This window comes from Pelagibius sp., assembly GCF_965249265.1.
In the GTDB taxonomy this organism is placed as follows: Bacteria; Pseudomonadota; Alphaproteobacteria; order Kiloniellales; family Kiloniellaceae; genus Pelagibius.
In genome coordinates this window covers 906,086-923,412 of record NZ_OZ252224.1, presented here as the reverse complement: position 1 = coordinate 923,412, position 17,327 = coordinate 906,086, and the positions used below count along the sequence as shown (strand labels likewise).

The following is a 17,327-nucleotide window of genomic DNA, read 5'->3' as shown; positions in this document are numbered from 1 at the left end:
TGGTGCGGTTCCCCCCAACATCAGCACCCCCGGATATGACCCCAGGCGGCAGAACCATCATCATCCATTCCCTGGAGCACGCCGTGGCGGCCCTGAAGGCCGCCCGGGCCCTGGACTGTGCGGTCACCCTCGCCTCCCCGCCCGGCGCGGCGGCCTATACCGGCGCCCTGTGGTTTCGCGAAGTCGTAAAGGAAGCCGCCCGCGAGGTGCCGGAGGCCGACTTCACCGCCATCCTGGACTGCGGCGACAAACCGGGGTTGGTGATGGCAGCCTTCCGTCAGGGGGTCAGATCGGTGCGCTTCACCGGCGGCAAGCTCCAGACCGAGAAGCTGGCGGCGCTGGCAGAGCATGAAGGCTATCACCTGATCACCGGCAAGCTGGACAGCCTGGACCTGGCGCAAGAAACCGATGTGCCCGATGCCTGCCGCAGCTGGTTGGCGGCGAAGCCGTAGACGGTTGCAGGAAGAATCGAAAGAACGAAACGAACATGCTTCGAGACGGCGTTTCACGCCTCCTCAGCATGAGGACCATTTAAGGCACCACCTCATCCTGAGGAAGCCCGGCAGGGGCTGTCTCGAAGGATGGCCAACAGACATCATAAGCCATCCTCCGCAACGGCTCTCAGGCAGCCGCAAGATTCATCATCCCTGGCTACCGCGGGCTTCCAAAAGCCGCTCGGTCGCCCTTTCCAGATCAGCCAGATAACGTGCATGCCCTTCGACAACAGGCAGGGAAAGGTCGGCGGCGCCGGTGTTCCCCTGCAGCGCCAGTTGATGGCAGAACCAGTTGAGGACCGCGCCGCGCGGAAGCGTCGCGGCGGCGGGGAAGTCGCGCTCGACGGCGGGCGCCCGGTCGATGACGCCGCTCAGGAGTTTCCCCGGAAATGCCGGATCGATGATGAAGGGGCGGCCCATACCGATGAGATCCGTTGCGCCCGACGTCAGCGCCTCGTTCATCACATCGCGCGAACGAAAACCGCCGGTGACCATCACCGGCACCGTCAGCGCCGCCTTGATGTCGCGGGCGTAGTCCAGAAAGTAGGCTTCCCGCGAGGCGCTGCTGTTTTTCTCGGCGCCATGCTGATAGGCGACCGGCGTCTCGAAGTTGCCGCCTGAGATTTCCAGCAAGTCGATGCCTTCGTCCTGCAGCAGCTTGGCGACGGCGATGCTGTCTTCATGGCTGAAACCGCCTTTCTGGAAGTCTGAAGAATTCAGCTTCACGGCAAGAGTGAAACCGGGGCCGCCCACCCGGCGCACCGCCCTGATGATGGACAGCACCAGCCGCGCACGGTTTTCCAAGGAGCCGCCCCAGCGGTCGCGGCGGGTGTTGATCCGCGGCGACAAGGCGGAGCTCACCAGATAGCCGTGGGCGGCATGAACCTCCACGCCATCGAAGCCGGCGGCCTTCGCCAGGCGGGCGGACTCTTCAAACTGACCCACGACCCTTTCCAGGTCCTCCTCCGTCGCCGCGCGGGGCGTGCCATAGCCCGGCAGGTCCAGGCGCAGGCCGGACATCGAAAGGGGCCGGGGATTGACCGCTTCGGGCGTTTGCCGTCCCGCGTGGGCCAGCTGCACCAGAACCCGGGCGCCGCCGCGCTTGGCGGCCTCGGCAAGCCGGGCGGTGCGCGCCAGGTCCGTCTGCTTATCGAGAACGACGTTGCCGGCATGTTCCAGGTGCAGGCGGTCGACCGGCGTGTTCCCGGTGATGAGCAGCGCCGCGCCGCCCCTGCCCCAGCGGTCGAAGAGCCCGATGTGGGCTTCGGTGGTGTTACTCCGCGCATCGCCCAAGGCTTCGGACATGGCCGACTTGACGAGGCGGTTGGCCAGTACGACCCCATTGGGAAGTGTCAGCGGTTGATCAATCATATTCGCTTCTTTCATCGAAATATTTCGATTTATCGTTCTATTGAGATCGACTTTAGACCTGGGATATCGGCTGCCGCCCCTTCTTGCCTTAAGGCTTCAGCAGTTCTTTTTCCGCCGCTGCCAGGAACTTGCGGATCGCCGCCTCATCGCGCCGGTAAAAGGTCCATTGGCCGTGACGTTCGGAAATCACCAGACCGGCCTGCTTCAAGAGGCCCATGTAGTTCGAGATCGTCGACTGCGACAGCCCGGCCTTTTCCTGGATGTAGGCGACACAAACGCCATCCAGGTCGGCATGTTCCGGCAAGGCAGGCGGAAAGTTGGACCGCTTCTTCAGCCAGGCCAGGATCTGGCGCCGCACCGGGTTGTTGAGGGCTGCGAGAGCTTTATCAAATTCCATATATCGAGATATATCGATTTATCTCTTGATTTCAAGACCTGTTTGCCCGCGCTTGGATTTGCAATCCCACAGCGCCTCGGCTAGTGAACCGGGCTCTGCCTCGTTCCGCCCCGAAAAGACGCCCTTTGTCCGACGACCTTCCCCAGATCCTTCTCATCTCGCCCGGCCCCGACGAGGCGGTGTTTACCGACGGCCAACTGGCGGCGGCGCTGGAAAAGCTGCTGCGCGACGACACTGCGCCCAACCCCTCGGTCCTGCTGCTGCGCGACGGCGCTCTGGAGGACGACGCCTTTCTCCAAGCCGTCGGCCCCCTCGTAGAGGCGGCCCAGAGCGCAGGCGTGGCGGTCCTGCTGGAAAACCGCGTGGGTCTGGTCGAGGCCGCCGGCTGCGACGGTGTCCACATCACCCTGGGTGAGAAAGACGGCAGCGTGAAACGGCTGCGCGAGCGCCTCGGCGGCGATCTGATCATCGGGGCCGGCTGCGGCGCCTCGCGTCATGCCGCGATCCAGGCCGGCGACGAGGGCGCCGACTACGTCGCCTTCGGTGCGCTCGACGGCGGCGAGGCCGCAGACCCCGACTTGGTGGACTGGTGGGTCCACTGGATGACCCCGCCCCTGGTCGCCCTGGGCGCGGCGGACCTGGAGACGGCAAAGACCCTGGCCGGCCAGGGCGCCGAGTTCCTGGCCCTGACGCCGGGCTTCTGGCTCGATGGCCCCGACCCCGCCGCCGCTTTTGCCGAAGCCGTCGCCGCTCTTCGCAGCCCGGCCTGAGACGCCACCACAGGCGTTGCCACCCCCAGGGCAAGCTGGTAGCTTCCGCGCGCTTTCCAAAACCGCCATTTTCCGGACCAGACAGCCATGAAGATCAACGGCAATGCCATCCGCCCCGGCAACGTCATCGAGCACAAGAACCGCCTCTGGCGCGCGGTGAAGACCCAGCACACCCAGCCCGGCAAGGGCGGGGCCTATCTGCAGGTCGAACTGAAGGACATCCGCGACGGCACCAAGCTGAACGAGCGCTTCCGCGCCAGCGAGGATGTGGAGCGGGTGCGCCTCGACCAGAAGGAATACCAGTTCCTTTTCGCCGACGACGACATGCTGACCTTCATGGACAACGACACCTACGAGCAGATCACCCTGAACAAGGATCTGGTCGGCGAGCCGGTGGTTTTCCTGCAGGACGGCATGGCCGTTACCATCGAGTCCTACGAGGAAGAGCCGATCTCGGTGATGCTGCCGGAGACGGTGACCATGGAGATCGTCGAGGCCGATGCCGTGGTGAAGGGCCAGACCGCCTCTTCTTCTTATAAACCGGCAAAGCTGGAGAACGGCTCCCGCGTCATGGTGCCGCCGCACATCGCCAGCGGCACCCGCATCGTGGTCAACACCGCCGATGCCAGCTACGTGGAGCGGGCCAAGGACTGATCCCGGCCCGCCCCTCCCTTCGCCCTCGACCCGAACCGCGTTTCCCTGAACCGCCTTCCCACAGCGATCCCGCTAGAAAGCCTGCCTGCCATGGCCACCCGTTCCGCCCTCATCAACGTTATGGAGAAGGCTGCCGACAAGACCGCGCGCAGCCTGAAGCGGGACTTCGGGGAGCTTGAGAATCTCCAGGTCTCCCGCAAAGGGCCGGCCGACTTCGTCTCCGCCGCCGATCTGAAGGCGGAAAAGACGATCAAGGAGGAACTCTCCAAGGCCCGGCCCGGCTACGGCTTCATCATGGAGGAATCCGGCGAGCAGAAGGCCAGCGACGGCTCCGGCCGGCGCTGGATCGTCGATCCGCTGGACGGCACCACCAATTTCCTGCACGGCCTGCCGCATTTCGCCATTTCCATCGCCCTGGAGGAGCGCGGCGAGATCATCGCCGGGCTGGTCTACGACCCCATCAAGAACGACCTGTTCCATGCGGAGCGCGGTGCCGGCGCCTATCAGAACGGCCGCCGTCTCAGGGTTTCCGCACGAAACCGCCTGGCCGACTGCCTGATCGCCACCGGCGCGCCTTTCCTGGGCCACGGCGACCGGGCGACATTTCTCGGTGAAATCGACGTTATTATGGAAAATACCTCCGGCGTACGGCGCTGGGGATCGGCCGCCCTGGATCTCGCCTATGTGGCCGCCGGGCGCTTCGAGGCCTTCTGGGAACGGGGCCTGTCATCCTGGGACGTGGCGGCAGGCGTCATCCTGGTCCGCGAGGCCGGCGGCTACGTGAGCGAGATGAACGGCAAGTCTTTCAACCTGGACAGCCCCTCTATCCTGGCCAGTAACAACAATACCCACAGCGACTTAATGAAGCTGCTCCGCAAACCTTTGAGTAACCAAAAGGCGCAATAATAGCGTCCCGGCAGTCCACACCCTGGGTCACATCCTAAGGGTGGGCTGCGCTTGGCGACGCCCGCAAAGCGGTTGTCCCGGGCCTGCCGGAGGAATACTGTTAACCAAAAGGGTTCTCCAAGGAGAACGGGTTCCAGGGGCTAAATGACCATGTTTGCCGAGCAGGGGTGTTTTCGAAGCCGAAGCGGCCGCGCGACAGCGCTGGGCCTGATGGCCGTCGCGGGTTGCCTGGCCTTTGGCCTGGGCAGCAGCCCCGCCGAAGCTCAGTACCGGTCGCAATCCGGCATCACCGTCAACACCGACGTCCTGGACAGCCTGGGCCCGGGCCCGGCGCCCATGGCGCCGCTGCCGCTCGCGCCTCCGCCGCCCGCCGCGCCGCCGCTGGCCGCACCGGAAAACCCGGGCGCCGCACCGCTTCCGCAGTTCAATATCGGCACCGGTAACAGCGGCGGCACGCTCCCGCAACGCGGCGACGGCGCCATCGTCGTCACCCGGCCCGGAACCCTGTTGTTCCCGCCCCTGCGCGATCCGTCGAGCAGCCTGACCCCCGGGTTTTCGCGGGATGTCGCCGAGGAACAGCGCAAGCAGGCCTTCGACAATGCCTTTGCCGACGGGCCGGAGCCCCAATCCCAATTGCTGCTGCCGCTGGCCAATGCCGACAGCGCAGCCCCGATGGAAGATGAGGGCGAATGGATCTTCCAGACCGTGATTATCGAATCCAAACCGATTCCGCAGCCCTCCCCGCGTAAACCCGCGCCCTCGCCGGCGATGCTCGCCGCGCTGGAAGCAGCCGAGCAGGAAGAACCGGGATTGCAGGAAGCCGTCGCACAGGGCCTGCCCCCGGTCGCTGTCGCCACCGCCGAGCTTCCGGCTGACGGCCTGCTGGCCCCGGAATTCAGGGACGAGCCGGCAACCGACCGCCTTGCCGCGGCTGATGAGGCCGCAAACGACGCGCGCCCCGAATCACCTCTAGCCGAAACACCCCTGGCCGAAACACCCCTGGCCGAGGCAGAGACCACGGCTTTGAACGAAGCCGCCGCCGAAACGCCTGCTTCACCGGAAACCTCCCCCGAGCCTGCGCCGATGGAAAGCGCACAGGCCAGGACCGACCCGGTCGAGACCGCAGAACGCTCGGTTGCCGAGGCTTCGGCCCCGGTGAGTCTGCTGCCGCAGGACCAGACGGCGATGCCGGGTGAGGCGGAGAAGACGGCTTCGGTCGATAGAGCGGAACCCGCGGAGAGACTTCAGCAGGTCGCGAGCCTTTCGGACACAGGTGAGACGCCGTTGGCGGCGGAAGATATCTCCTTCGTCTTCGATACCGATTCCGCCGAACTCTCGACCACCGCCCAGGCGACGCTGCGGTCCCTCGCCGAAGACCTGCGCGGCAAGAGCGACGACCGCATTCAGGTGCTGGGCTTTGCCTCCAGCACCGAGGGTTCACCCGATCTGGCCCGCCAGTTGGCCCTGTCGCGGGCCCTGAAAGTTCGGACCTTCCTGATTGACGCCGGGATCCCCTCGGCCCGCATTCAGGTGCGCCCGCCGAGCAACGCATCGGGCAGCGGTCCTGCGAATCGGGTCGACATCAAGCCTGTCGGTAGCTGACCCCGAAAGCCTTTCCGGGTCAAAACCGGCCAAATCCGATTTCTGTTCGACGGCGATGATCTGCCGGTTGAATCATCCTTGATTCAACCGGTTAGCCGTGATTCTGCCGCATTTTCCGCTTATACGAAAATCTGTGTCGAGGCCCGAGGACGTGATATGTAGGGTCAGGCCCTGACCCGGCCCGGCCCAGACTTGACCCGACCCAGTCTTGGCCCGACTTCGGCTCAGCGGCCGGAACCGATGACCAACCGGCCCGCCTTTGGGGAATGGGGCGGGCACGAGGAAAAGACCGTAAGCATGTCCTTCCTGCAGACCTACCTCCTCCGCATGGTGCTCTTTCTGGTGGCCGTGCTGATCGCCGCCGCCTTTATCGCACCGCAGCTCCAGGATGCCTTTCTCGCCAACTGGCTGCTCAACGGCTTGATCATGCTGATCCTGTTCTTCGGCATCGGGCTCAGCTTTGTCCAGGTGCTGGGGCTGCGCGGCGAGATCCACTGGCTGGAAACCCTGCGCCGGGAGAGCCGCGGCGGCCTGATCTTCCCCGGCACCCTGTCCCAGGATACGCCGCCGCGCCTGCTCGGCCCCATGGTGACGATGATCGGTGACCGCGCCGGGCGCCTCAGCCTCTCGACCATGTCGATGCGGACCCTGCTGGATACGATCCACGCCCGCATCGAGGAATCTCATGAAATCTCCCGCTACATCATCGGACTGCTGATCTTTCTCGGCCTGCTGGGCACCTTCTGGGGCCTGCTGGACACGGTGAACGCGGTCGGCCAGACCATCGGCGGCCTCTCCGGCGGCAACGATCCGGTCTCCCTCTTCGAAGAACTGAAGGGCGGCCTGGAGGCCCCGCTGTCAGGCATGGGCACGGCCTTCAGTTCCTCGCTCTTCGGCCTCGCCGGCTCGCTGGTGCTGGGCTTCCTGGAACTGAATTCGGCCCAGGCCCATAACCGCTTCGTGAACGAGCTGGAAGAGTGGCTTTCCAGCGTCACCAAGCTGGGCAGCGCCGGTGCCTCCGGCGAGGGCGACCAGCCGGTATCGGCCTATGTTCATGCGCTCTTGGAAAAAACCGCCGACAGCCTTGAGATGCTTCAGCGCACTGTGGCGCGGGGTGAGGAAGACCGGGGTCTGGTGAACCAGAACCTTGCCGCCCTCACCGAGCGGCTGAGCAGCCTGACCGACCACATGCGCACGGAGCAGTCCGTCATGCTGTCGATCGCCGAAACCCAGGCCAGCCTGAAACCGATTCTCGCCCGCATCGCCGATGCCGGCGGCGAGGACGGGGGTTTCGACAAGGCGACCAAGGGGCACATCCGCAACCTCGACCTGCGGCTGGAGCGCATCTCCGCAGAGATGGCCAGCGGCCGCGATCAGGCGGTCGAGGAACTGCGCGGCGAGATCCGCCTGCTGACCCGCACCCTGGCAGCCATGGCTGAAGAGGAATAGCCCAGCATGTACGCCCTGGGCCGTGGCGGTTCCCGCCGCTCCATCAACATCTGGCCGGGCTTTGTCGACGGCCTTGCGACCCTTCTGCTGGTCGTCATCTTCGTCTTGATGGTCTTCATGGTGGCGCAGTTCTTCCTCTCGGTCGCCATCTCCGGCAAGGACGAGGCCCTGCTGCGGCTGGAAAACGAGATCAACGAACTGGCCGACCTGCTGGCGCTGGAACGCAACGCCAATACGGAGCTGCGGGTCAACATCGCCCAGCTTTCCTCCGAACTGCAGTCTTCCCTGGCGGCGCGGGAATCCCTGGCCGGGCAGTTGGCGGCGCTGACCGAACAGCGTGAGTCCCTGGCGGCGCAGCTTGCCGCCCTCGCCGATGAACGCGACAGCCTGGCCAGCCTGCTGGCCGCCGAACAGGACGAAACCAACCGCCTCGCCGCCCTTGCCGAAGCCAGTGAGGAAGAACTCGAGCAAAGCCGCAGCGCGCTCGCCGAGCGGGAGGCCGCCTTGGCCGAAACCCGGCAGGCGCTGGATGCGCGCCAGGCCGAACTCGATGCCGCCCTCGCGCGCATGCAGACCGACCAGAAAAGGCTCGAAGAGGCCTTGGCCGCCATCGCGGCGAATGCGGCGGAATTGGAAGACGCCTACAAAACCATCGACGCCGACAAGGCCAAGATCGAAGCCCAGTTGGCAGAACTGGCGATCCTGAAGTCCCTGCGCGACGATCTGGTGGAAAAGCTGCAGGCGGCCGAGGCGGCAGGCCGCGACACCTCCGCCGCCCTGGCCGAGCAGCAGCAGCTCTCCGAGGAAGCGCAGATCCAGATCACCCTGCTGAACCAGCAACTGGCCACCCTGCGTCAGCAGCTTTCCACATTGTCGGAAGCTCTCGACCTGGCTGAAGCGGAAAACGAAGCCCAGCAGGTGCAGATCGCCGACCTCGGCAAGCGCCTCAACGTCGCTCTGGCCAGCAAGGTTCAGGAACTGGCGCGCTACCGCTCGGAATTCTTCGGGCGGCTGCGCGAAGCCATCGGCAATCGCCAGGATATCCGCATCGTCGGCGACCGTTTCGTTTTCCAGTCTGAGATCCTGTTCCAGAGCGGCTCCGCCACCATCGGCGATCAGGGCCGGGTACAGCTCGGCCGCCTCGCGGAAACCCTGAAGGAAATCTCCGGCACCATTCCGCCGGAGCTGGACTGGGTGATGCGGGTCGACGGCCACACCGACCGGGCGCCCATCGCCACCTTCCAGTTCCCTTCCAATTGGGAACTCTCCGCCGCCCGCGCCATCGCCGTGGTGAAGTTCATGATCGACCGCGGCATCCCGGCCAACCGTCTCGCCGCCACCGGCTTCGGCGAGTTCCAGCCACTGGACGGTGGCAACGACGAAATCGCCTTCCGCCGCAACCGCCGCATCGAATTCAAACTGACCCAGAGATAGGTTAGGAACGGCTTGGGCGTCACGCCCTCAAAGCCAAAATGCGGGGCCCTTGTTGCCGCATCTCCGTGCCCAGAGCTGCTTCCCGGTGATTGCGAATCCGCTCGAACTTGGCCCATACTAACGATCAGGCCATGGCCCATGCCTCCCCCCTCCATCCGGGAAAGTATCTGACATATGGGGCTCTGATCTCATCGAACCGACTGTTCGGGCACCACGCATAAGGAGGGATTGCGACGACCACCCGCAATAGGAGGTTCTCTTATGAAACTGCCCCCACTTAAACTGTCTGCACCCATCTATCGCCTGAAACGCCGGGCAAGAGTGCTGTCCCGCGCGGAGCACATACCGCTGAACGCGGCACTGGATCGTGTTGCCGGGGAAGAGGGCTTCAGCAACTGGAGTCTGCTTGCCGCCCGGGGAGCCGCCACCGGCCCGTCGCGTGATTTGCTCGCCCGTTTGAACCCGGGGGACTTGGTGCTGCTGGCTGCGCGTCCCGGACACGGTAAGACGCTAATGAGCCTAGAACTCATCGTGGAAGCCATAAAGCGAGGCCGATACGGGGTGTTCTTCACCTTAGAGTACAACGAGAACGAGGTTCTGGATCGCATCCGAAAGGTTGCCGGGGATCCCGCGACTCTCAGTGATCGCTTCGCCTTCGATACCTCCGACGCCATCAACGCCGACTACATCATCAATCGGCTGGCGGCCGCGCCATCCGGTGCCGTGGTGGTCATAGATTACCTGCAGCTTCTGGATCAGAAGCGGGAGAACCCGACACTCATGGCTCAGGTGCGTGCGCTGAAATCACTCGCCGCCGACAGGGGATTGATCATCGTATTCATCTCCCAGATCGACCGCTCCTACGATCCCTCGTCGAGGCCGTGCCCCGGTCTTGAAGATGTCCGCTTGCCGAATCCCCTGGATCTCACGCTGTTCGACAAAACCTGCTTCCTGAACGACGGGAAGGTCCAGATCGCGGCGACAAACTGAAGCCCATGTAGTAAGCGGAACCGCAACTGCCGGATCGAATTCAAACTGACGCAGCGCTAAGGCGGATCACGGCAATGCCGTGGCACCGGGCGGGGCGCCTTGCTTCCGCTTCATCGGCAAGCCGGTGGCAATCCGCGTGATCCGGAACTGCGCGCAAGCCCAGGCCAGCAGCAGACTCAGGACAGTGGCAAGCACGGCAATGACCAGGGCTTTCGGAAGCGGTGTGCCGGACCAACCGAGCCAGACCCATCCGAGGATCACGATGACCGTCTGATGAAACAGGTAGAAAGGGAGAGCGAGCGGCAGCCATCTGCGGAGGCCGGTGAGCGCGTTGCCCAGTAGGCGCCGCCCATAGGCCAGCGCCGTCAGCAGCATGCACCACTCGGCAGCGATGCGGACCAGGTGCCGAAGCGCGCCTGGCATATCCAGAAGCCCGAAACCGCCGAACATCGTCGGCATGGCGGCAAACCAAAGCAGTGTCAGCAGGGCCGTCGCGGTCAGCGCCGCTCTTCGGATCGTCTGGAGCGAATCTTCCAGCACAGGATTGCGGCCAAGCCACCAGCCGAAGAGGACCAGGGCGCCATAATGCGCATGGTTCGCCCAGTCCCAGACCAGATTGTGCGTGCTCGGAAAGGTCCGCCGCAACGCCGCTTCGACCGCCACCAAGACAAGGCCAAAGAGGAACAGCCGCCACGGCGCCCGGGCTGTCCAGCGCGCCAAACCCTGGCCGCCGCCACTACGGGCCAACGCTGCCAGCGGCAGGCAGTAGACAAACAGGTAAAGCAGAAACCACAGGTGATGCCACGACAGGTTCGACGCCGGATAACAGCAGGAAAAATAGGAGGGAAGAAAGGCCCAGAATCCGGCGTCGAAATCAATCGGGCTCATCCGCAAAGGCACCTCGCCGCTGATCCGTTCGAGCCAGACCTGCGGCGCGACCAACACCACCATGCCAATTATCAAAGGTAAAAGCAGACGGGCAGCTCTTTCCCGCAGGAAGGTGCCGCTCGTCCGGCGCTCCAATGCCCAGGCCGCGCTCATCCCGGCCAGAAGGAACAGCAGCGGCATCTGCGCGATGTTCAGGCTCCGGATGAGGAAGTCGGCGGCCCAATAAGGGGCCTCCAAATCCTTCATATGCCAGGGCTCCGCATCGAACAGACGGGCGGTGTGAAACGGCACCAGCAGCAGAACGGCGAAGGCCCGCAGCAAGTCGACATCGTGGCGTCGAACCCGGGCTTCGTCTCTGGGAATCGGACTGGACGGATTAGTCATTTTCGAGTAACCTCAAATAATGAACGATCCATTCATTCATAATAAACACAGATCCGCGCCCGCATCAAGACGCGGGCCGAAACGCGATCCGCAGAAGCTGGCAGCGATTGGCGCTGCGGCACGCCATGTCCTGACCGCACAGGGGCCACGCCTCACCCAGGTTGCGGATGTCGCGCGCGAGGCAGGTGTCGCCGCGGGCACCGTCTACATCTATGTCGCGGAGAAGGATGCGCTTATCGAACTGGCGTTGCTGTCAGCGGCACGCTGCGACCTGCCCCCGGTCAGCAAACCGGTGCGTTTCAATGCGGCTCGGTTAAGGCGCGTGGCCGAGTCCGTCATCGCGAAACGGTTCCAGTGGCCGGCCCTGAAAGCCGCCGTGACCGAAACACCGACGGCGCAGACGTTGCGGGACGTGCTGGCCGAAACCTTTGACATGCTGGCACGTGAGAAGTTGCTGATCGGCCTCCTCGACCGCTGCTCCCGCGAGGTGACGGTGCTGGAAAACCTCTACATCAAGGGCGCGCGCCACCGCTTTTACGTCGATTTTGAGTCCTGCCTGCGCCGCCTCTCTACGGCCGGCCATCTGCGCGGCGATCTCGACCTCGCCGCGGCTGCACGTGCCTCTTTGGAAATGCTGGTCTGGATGGCCATGCGCCGCAGGGGCGATCCCGAACCGCCCAGCTGCGATGACATCGCGGCACGCGACACCAGCATCTCGTTGCTGATCCAGGGGCTTGCCGCACGCTAGAGAGCGTCGGATAGAGCGCCCTCATTTCAGCACAGACCTGAGCCACTGCGGCAGTGGAGGGATAGGATTGCAGCGACAAGCCCTGCCCGACATAATCCCGCCCGACGCACTCCGCACTTAATCCCTCTCGATACCCCCTCCAACGAAAGCAAGGCGAGCGATGACCGCGACGGCGGAGCAGCAAAAAACGCAGATCGTCGTGGTCGGCGGCGGGGCCGGCGGCCTGGAGCTTGTGCGAAAGCTTGGCAGCCGCTTCGGGCGCGACGGCTACGACATCATCCTTGTGGAACGCAACCGCACGCATATCTGGAAGCCGCTGCTGCACGAAGTGGCGGCGGGCTCGCTGGATGCCAACATGGACGAGGTCGGCTACGGCGGCCACGGCGTGCGCTGGGGCTACCGCTTCTTCTACGGCACCTTTGCCGGGGTCGACCGGGAAAGGCGTCTGGTGCACACGGCACCGCTCACGGACGAAGACGGGCGGGAGGTCATCGGCGCCCACAGCATCCGCTACGACTACCTCGTGCTCGCCGTCGGCGGAATCTCCAACGACTTCGGCATTCCCGGCGTGCTGGAGCATGCCCTCTTCCTGGAAGACCGCAGCCAGGCGGACCACTTCCGCTCCAAGCTGTTGAACGCCTGCCTGCGCGTCACACACAACGTCGCCCAGGGCGAGAGCGGCAGCCTCGTGCGGATCGCCATCGTCGGCGCCGGGGCCACCGGGGTCGAACTGGCCGCCGAGCTCTACAACGCCGCCCATGCGCTGCGCCACTACGGCCTGGAGGTCTTCGACGAGACGCGCCTTAAGGTCACGATCCTGGAAGCCGGTCCGCGCATCCTGCCCGCCCTGCCGGAAAAACTCTCCGAGGCCGCCGCCGCCGAGCTCGAAGCCCTCGGGGTCGAGATCCTCACCGACACCGTCGTCGAAGCGGTGACACCCGGCGCCGTGAAAACGAAAAGCGGCCGGACCGTCGATGCGGAGCTGACCCTCTGGGCGGCAGGCGTGAAGGGCCCGGATTACCTCTCCGCCCTCGACGGGCTTGAGGTGGACCGGGCGAACCGCCTGATCGTCGGGCCGAGCCTGCAGACGACCCGGGACCCGCGCATCTTCGCCATCGGCGACTGCTGTGCCTACACCCCGGAAGGCGAAGAGCGTCCGATCCCGCCGCGCGCCCAGGCCGCCCATCAGATGGCGACCCAGGTCTTCGAGAACATCGTCGCGCTGACCGAAGACCGGCCCCTGAAGGACTTCGTCTACAACGACAGGGGGTCGCTGGTCGCGCTCAGCCGCTTCTCCACCGTCGGCAGCCTGATGGGCAACCTGGTCGGCGGCCGCATGGCGATCGAGGGCCGCCTCGCCCGCATCGCCTACACCTCCCTCTACCGCATGCACCTCATCGCCATCCATGGCTGGATCAAGGGCCTCGCCCTGATCCTGGTCGGCCACGTCAATCGCATCGTCAGGCCGAAGCTGAAGCTGCATTGAGGCCGGCTCTTCTTGTGCAGGATCAAGGGCTGCTGTGCGCAATCCGGCGTTCCCGTGTCGCCAGATGGGCACCGCCCACAACCAAGACCGCACCGCCGACCGTCACTGCAAGGATGGGCTCGTTCCAAGCGACAAAGCCGATGCCCGCCGCGAACACAATCGTCATGTAGCTCCAGGTATTCACCTTGTCGGCGGGCGCGGCTGAAAAAGCCTTGGCATAGAAATACTGTCCGATAAGCGTGAAAGCGGCAACGAAAGCGATTTGCCAGAGCTGCGTTGAACTGGGCCAGGACCATGTCCAGGGTAGTGGAATAGCCGATAGAAGCAGCGCAAAGAGTGAGAAATAGAACATCTGCCGGACAGGCGGCTCGGTCGTCGACAGCGACCAGATGACGAGCGCCGCAGCCGCACCGCCGAGCGCAGCAAGGATGGCAGAGGCATCACCCAGGGATATCCCGAGGTTGCCGGGCTGAATGATCATGGCCACACCGGCGAAACTTATCAGCACACCGAGCCAGACATAGCGATCCGACAAGCGGCGGTAAATGAGCAGTGCCAGAACGGGAACGAAGATCGGACCCATCGACTGCAGGATAACCGCATTGGCAAAGGGGATCTGCGCCAAGGCGTAGAAGTACGTCACCAAGGCGCTGTAGGTGAAGACCGACCGCAAAAAATGCCGTGCCAGCCGCTTCGTTCCGATACCACCGGCCGGGGGCTTGAATGACACCCAGGCGCACATCAGGGCGAACATCCACAGGTTCGACCAGAATACGAGGGTAAAGACGTTCAGATCGCTGGCCGCAAATCGTGCCGAAGTGGCGCCCAGCGCCAACAGCAGCGCCGCAAGGATCATGTAAAACGTGCCAAGGGCAATATCGTTTCCGGTCTTTGGTGTCGCCATATCAGCCGCTGATCCTTGGTTCCGGGTACCTTCAGCGGAACCTAACCGACGACTCCTGCCAGCGTGCTGTCAGGAACATCACGCGACACCTTCACCGGTGAAGGGCACCATCCCTGCGCCGTGCCGGAGGTGATAGACTGTCCGTCCACAGTCTTTCGATCCGGCGCTTTCAAGGCCGCCGGCCGGCGGGTTGACCACAGAGAACTTGGAATGCCGCTGCAGAACCGCGTTACGCCCTTCTCCACCATCGAGGCCGTGGACAGCCGCGGCCTCGTCATGGGCAATCGCGGCTGCCTTCACAACAACGACCGGGCGCTGCGCAGCCAAGGCTGGCGGACCAAATCCTGGATCATCTGCCGCCTCGCCTGGAAAGGGGTTCGGCGAGAGTTGATGAGGCCGCGGTCCTGGACCGAATTGTTCTTCCTCGACGAAGCCGTGGCGCTGGCCGCTGGCCATCGCCCCTGCGGCTACTGCCGGCGCGAGGCTTACCGGAAGTTCCTGGCCTGTTGGGCCGCCGGGACCGGCTGGACCCAAGCGCGGCCACCGCGGCAACCCGACGTCGATGCCCGGCTTCATGCAGACCGCCTCGATCAACGGCGCCACCAGCGCCATCACGACGCCGACCTCGAAAACCTGCCGGACGGCAGCTTCGTACTGCTGCCGGACGATCCGAGACCATGGCTGGTCCGGGGCTCAGCACTTCACCCCTGGTCACACAGCGGCTACGGCCCGCCCCGCCAGCGACCGGCCGGTGTCACGGTCTCCGTCATAACGCCGGCCTCGACCGTGACCGCCCTGGCCGCCGGTTACGTACCCGTCTTGCATCCCAGCATCACTTAAAGCCGCAGTGTTAGGCCGCCGAGGTATCCAAGGCCGCGGCCTGGCCGAACTGGAGGGCGGCGAGACGGGCATAAAGGCCGTCGGCGGCGACAAGTTCCTGGTGGCTGCCGCTTTCCACCAAGCGGCCCTCGTCGATCACCAGAATGCGGTCGGCCTTCAACACCGTCGCCAGACGGTGGGCGATCACCAGGGTGGAGCGGTCGGCCATCAGCCGGTCCAGGGCCTGCTGCACGGCACGCTCACTCTCGGCATCCAGGGCCGAAGTCGCTTCGTCAAGCAGCAGCAGCGGCGGGTCTTTCAGGATCGCGCGGGCGATGGCGAGGCGCTGGCGCTGGCCGCCCGACAAACGCACGCCCTTCTCGCCGAGGTAGCTGTCCAGGCCCTCGGGCAACTGCTCCAGAAACTCCAGCGCCCCGGCGGCAGCCGCGGCCTGACGCACCTCTTCATCGCTGGCCTCCGGGCGGCCGTAGCGAATGTTCTCCCAGGCGCTGGTGGAAAACACGATCGGCTCCTGCGGCACCAAGCCGATGCGGGCGCGCAGCTCCCCTGGATCGGCCTCCGCCAGAGGCACGCCGTCCAGGCGGATCGTGCCCTGCTGGGGATCATAAAACCGCAGCAGCAACTGAAGGATCGTCGTCTTGCCGGCACCGGAAGGACCGACGATGGCGATCTTCTCGCCCGGCTCCGCCGTGAAGCTAAGACCCTGAAGGGCCGAGCGGTCGGGGCGGGAAGGATAGTTGAACACCACGTTGTCGAAGCTGACCGCGCCGCGGGCCGGCAGCGGCAGGGCACGCGGGTCGGAGGGGGCGGTGATCTCCGGCTCCGCCTCCAAGAGATCCATCAGCCTTTCGGTGGCGCCGGCGGCGCGCTGCAGATCGCCGATCACCTCGCTTACCGCCCCGGCGGCACCGGCCACGATGATGGCGTAGAAGACGAAGGCGGAAAGCTCCCCCGCGGAGATCCGGCCGCTGAGGACATCGTGACCGCCGATCCAGAGGATGACGCTGACCGCGCCGAAGACCAGCACGATGACCACCGCGGTCAGCATGGCGCGGGCCGAGATGCGCCGCCGGGCGGTGCCGAAAGCCTCCTCCACCCGCCCGGCAAAACGGCGCCGGTCCTCGCCTTCGTGCACAAAGGCCTGCACCGTGCGGATCGCGTCCAGCGTTTCCCCGGCATAAACGCCGAGATCGGCGATACGGTCCTGGCTGTCGCGGCTGAGGCGGCGCACCCGGCGGCCATAGGTCAGGATCGGCAGCAGCACCAGCGGCACCACCAGAAAAACCAGGGCGGTCAGTTTTGCCGAGGTGATGATCAGCAGGACCGAGCCGCCGATCAGCAGCAGGGAGTTGCGGATCGCGATGGAGACGGAAGAACCGACCACGGTCTGCAACAGCGTGGTGTCGGTGGTCAGACGCGACAGCACCTCGCCGGTGCGGGTCACCTCGTAGTAACCGGGCGAGAGGGTGAGGATGTGATCGAAAACCCGCTTGCGGATATCCGCCACGACGCGCTCACCGATCCAGGAGACCAGGAAGAAGCGTGCATAGCTGGCCGCCGCCAGTAGAATCACCACACCGAAGAGGACCAGGACCGCCTGGTTCAAAAGCGCGGCATTGCCGGCGGAAAACCCCTCGTCGACCAAACGGCGCAGACCCATGCCGAGGCCCAGAACGGTGGAGGCCGCAAGCAGCAGGGCCGCCATCGCACCGATGAGCTGACGCCAGTAGGGCCGCACGAACTGCCAGAGCTCGACGAGAAGCTTCAAGCTGCTTCGGGCTGGTGCGGCCTCCCCAAGATCGCTACGGACACCTTGGGGTGCGGGGGAAGACATACGCATCGGCAATACTCTTTCTGATCAGCCGGGCGGATCGGCCGCGAATCAACCCAGGGGCGGATCAACCGGAGAGGTTGGTCCGGGCTGGCGGGGCATTCCAGCAAGGCGGCGCCGGGCCCGCAAGCCCGAAGGCGCAGCAACGGCCCCGCAAAGCCTTGAAATGGTGAATTTTC

16 protein-coding genes are annotated in these 17,327 nt (G+C 64.8%); 11 read left to right on the top strand and 5 right to left on the bottom strand.

Going from position 1 to position 17,327, the window contains the following annotated elements:
- Window positions 1-35: 35 nt before the first annotated feature.
- Window positions 36-452, top strand: coding sequence for a class II fructose-bisphosphate aldolase (locus ACP146_RS04510; RefSeq protein ID WP_422365570.1), 417 nt, complete (start codon window positions 36-38; stop codon window positions 450-452).
- Between the two features lie 189 nt (window positions 453-641).
- On the opposite strand, the gene ACP146_RS04505 is transcribed toward ACP146_RS04510, so the two are convergent.
- Together ACP146_RS04505 and ACP146_RS04500 are read right to left on the bottom strand one after the other, a co-directional pair.
- Window positions 642-1,865, bottom strand: a complete 1,224-nt coding sequence (locus tag ACP146_RS04505) for an NADH:flavin oxidoreductase/NADH oxidase family protein (protein WP_422365569.1) — start codon at window positions 1,863-1,865, stop codon at window positions 642-644.
- Between the two features lie 88 nt (window positions 1,866-1,953).
- The gene (locus ACP146_RS04500; protein WP_422365568.1) at window positions 1,954-2,262 is read right to left on the bottom strand and encodes an ArsR/SmtB family transcription factor; all 309 of its coding nucleotides are present in this window, start codon (window positions 2,260-2,262) and stop codon (window positions 1,954-1,956) included.
- 125 nt (window positions 2,263-2,387) lie between these two features.
- Between ACP146_RS04500 and ACP146_RS04495 the strand changes: the two genes are divergently transcribed.
- The 7 genes from ACP146_RS04495 to ACP146_RS04465 all read left to right on the top strand — a co-directional run bounded on the left by ACP146_RS04495 (window position 2,388) and on the right by ACP146_RS04465 (window position 10,067).
- Entirely contained in the window at window positions 2,388-3,032 is a 645-nt protein-coding gene (locus ACP146_RS04495) for a thiamine phosphate synthase (RefSeq protein WP_422365567.1), read from the top strand.
- An 87-nt stretch (window positions 3,033-3,119) separates the two neighbouring features.
- The gene (efp, locus tag ACP146_RS04490; protein WP_422365566.1) at window positions 3,120-3,686 is read left to right on the top strand and encodes an elongation factor P; all 567 of its coding nucleotides are present in this window, start codon (window positions 3,120-3,122) and stop codon (window positions 3,684-3,686) included.
- Between the two features lie 90 nt (window positions 3,687-3,776).
- Window positions 3,777-4,592 carry an inositol monophosphatase family protein gene (locus ACP146_RS04485; RefSeq protein ID WP_422365565.1) on the top strand — a complete coding sequence of 272 codons (816 nt, stop codon included), beginning with the start codon at window positions 3,777-3,779 and terminating at the stop codon, window positions 4,590-4,592.
- Window positions 4,593-4,736: 144 nt separating this feature from the next.
- Window positions 4,737-6,194, top strand: a complete 1,458-nt coding sequence (locus ACP146_RS04480; RefSeq protein WP_422365564.1) for an OmpA family protein — start codon at window positions 4,737-4,739, stop codon at window positions 6,192-6,194.
- Between the two features lie 240 nt (window positions 6,195-6,434).
- On the top strand, window positions 6,435-7,643 hold the full coding sequence (locus ACP146_RS04475) for a flagellar motor protein MotA (RefSeq protein ID WP_422365563.1): 1,209 nt from the start codon (window positions 6,435-6,437) through the stop codon (window positions 7,641-7,643).
- A 6-nt stretch (window positions 7,644-7,649) separates the two neighbouring features.
- The gene (locus ACP146_RS04470) at window positions 7,650-9,077 is read left to right on the top strand and encodes a peptidoglycan -binding protein (protein ID WP_422365562.1); all 1,428 of its coding nucleotides are present in this window, start codon (window positions 7,650-7,652) and stop codon (window positions 9,075-9,077) included.
- A 261-nt stretch (window positions 9,078-9,338) separates the two neighbouring features.
- Window positions 9,339-10,067, top strand: a complete 729-nt coding sequence (locus ACP146_RS04465; RefSeq protein ID WP_422365561.1) for a DNA helicase — start codon at window positions 9,339-9,341, stop codon at window positions 10,065-10,067.
- Window positions 10,068-10,133: 66 nt separating this feature from the next.
- Here ACP146_RS04465 and ACP146_RS04460 read toward each other — a convergent pair whose 3' ends face one another.
- Entirely contained in the window at window positions 10,134-11,339 is a 1,206-nt protein-coding gene (locus tag ACP146_RS04460) for an acyltransferase family protein (protein WP_422365560.1), read from the bottom strand.
- A gap of 19 nt (window positions 11,340-11,358) precedes the next feature.
- On the opposite strand from ACP146_RS04460, the gene ACP146_RS04455 reads away from it, so the two are divergent.
- Window positions 11,359-12,087 (top strand): helix-turn-helix domain-containing protein, encoded by a 729-nt coding sequence (locus tag ACP146_RS04455; protein ID WP_422365559.1) that lies wholly within the window; start codon window positions 11,359-11,361, stop codon window positions 12,085-12,087.
- A 160-nt stretch (window positions 12,088-12,247) separates the two neighbouring features.
- The gene (locus ACP146_RS04450) at window positions 12,248-13,573 is read left to right on the top strand and encodes an NAD(P)/FAD-dependent oxidoreductase (RefSeq protein ID WP_422365558.1); all 1,326 of its coding nucleotides are present in this window, start codon (window positions 12,248-12,250) and stop codon (window positions 13,571-13,573) included.
- 22 nt (window positions 13,574-13,595) lie between these two features.
- On the opposite strand, the gene ACP146_RS04445 is transcribed toward ACP146_RS04450, so the two are convergent.
- Window positions 13,596-14,477 (bottom strand): DMT family transporter, encoded by an 882-nt coding sequence (locus tag ACP146_RS04445; protein WP_422365557.1) that lies wholly within the window; start codon window positions 14,475-14,477, stop codon window positions 13,596-13,598.
- Window positions 14,478-14,687: 210 nt separating this feature from the next.
- Between ACP146_RS04445 and ACP146_RS04440 the strand changes: the two genes are divergently transcribed.
- On the top strand, window positions 14,688-15,317 hold the full coding sequence (locus tag ACP146_RS04440; RefSeq protein ID WP_422365556.1) for a hypothetical protein: 630 nt from the start codon (window positions 14,688-14,690) through the stop codon (window positions 15,315-15,317).
- A 10-nt stretch (window positions 15,318-15,327) separates the two neighbouring features.
- Here the strand turns inward: ACP146_RS04440 and ACP146_RS04435 are convergent, their stop codons facing one another.
- Window positions 15,328-17,151 (bottom strand): ABC transporter transmembrane domain-containing protein, encoded by a 1,824-nt coding sequence (locus ACP146_RS04435; RefSeq protein WP_422369617.1) that lies wholly within the window; start codon window positions 17,149-17,151, stop codon window positions 15,328-15,330.
- Between the last annotated feature and the right edge of the window lie 176 nt (window positions 17,152-17,327).

What these genes read in the sequence shown, in the direction of transcription:
- ACP146_RS04450 (WP_422365558.1), top strand. Translation starts at nt 12,248, where the DNA reads ATGACCGCGACGGCGGAGCAGCAAAAAACGCAGATCGTCGTGGTCGGC.
- ACP146_RS04470 (WP_422365562.1), top strand. Translation starts at nt 7,650, where the DNA reads ATGTACGCCCTGGGCCGTGGCGGTTCCCGCCGCTCCATCAACATCTGG.
- ACP146_RS04440 (WP_422365556.1), top strand. Translation starts at nt 14,688, where the DNA reads ATGCCGCTGCAGAACCGCGTTACGCCCTTCTCCACCATCGAGGCCGTG.
- ACP146_RS04500 (WP_422365568.1), bottom strand. Translation starts at nt 2,262, where the DNA reads ATGGAATTTGATAAAGCTCTCGCAGCCCTCAACAACCCGGTGCGGCGC.
- ACP146_RS04445 (WP_422365557.1), bottom strand. Translation starts at nt 14,477, where the DNA reads ATGGCGACACCAAAGACCGGAAACGATATTGCCCTTGGCACGTTTTAC.
- ACP146_RS04455 (WP_422365559.1), top strand. Translation starts at nt 11,359, where the DNA reads ATGAACGATCCATTCATTCATAATAAACACAGATCCGCGCCCGCATCA.
- ACP146_RS04460 (WP_422365560.1), bottom strand. Translation starts at nt 11,339, where the DNA reads ATGACTAATCCGTCCAGTCCGATTCCCAGAGACGAAGCCCGGGTTCGA.
- ACP146_RS04465 (WP_422365561.1), top strand. Translation starts at nt 9,339, where the DNA reads ATGAAACTGCCCCCACTTAAACTGTCTGCACCCATCTATCGCCTGAAA.
- efp (WP_422365566.1), top strand. Translation starts at nt 3,120, where the DNA reads ATGAAGATCAACGGCAATGCCATCCGCCCCGGCAACGTCATCGAGCAC.
- ACP146_RS04485 (WP_422365565.1), top strand. Translation starts at nt 3,777, where the DNA reads ATGGCCACCCGTTCCGCCCTCATCAACGTTATGGAGAAGGCTGCCGAC.
- ACP146_RS04505 (WP_422365569.1), bottom strand. Translation starts at nt 1,865, where the DNA reads ATGATTGATCAACCGCTGACACTTCCCAATGGGGTCGTACTGGCCAAC.
- ACP146_RS04480 (WP_422365564.1), top strand. Translation starts at nt 4,737, where the DNA reads ATGACCATGTTTGCCGAGCAGGGGTGTTTTCGAAGCCGAAGCGGCCGC.
- ACP146_RS04475 (WP_422365563.1), top strand. Translation starts at nt 6,435, where the DNA reads ATGACCAACCGGCCCGCCTTTGGGGAATGGGGCGGGCACGAGGAAAAG.
- ACP146_RS04435 (WP_422369617.1), bottom strand. Translation starts at nt 17,151, where the DNA reads ATGTCTTCCCCCGCACCCCAAGGTGTCCGTAGCGATCTTGGGGAGGCC.
- ACP146_RS04510 (WP_422365570.1), top strand. Translation starts at nt 36, where the DNA reads ATGACCCCAGGCGGCAGAACCATCATCATCCATTCCCTGGAGCACGCC.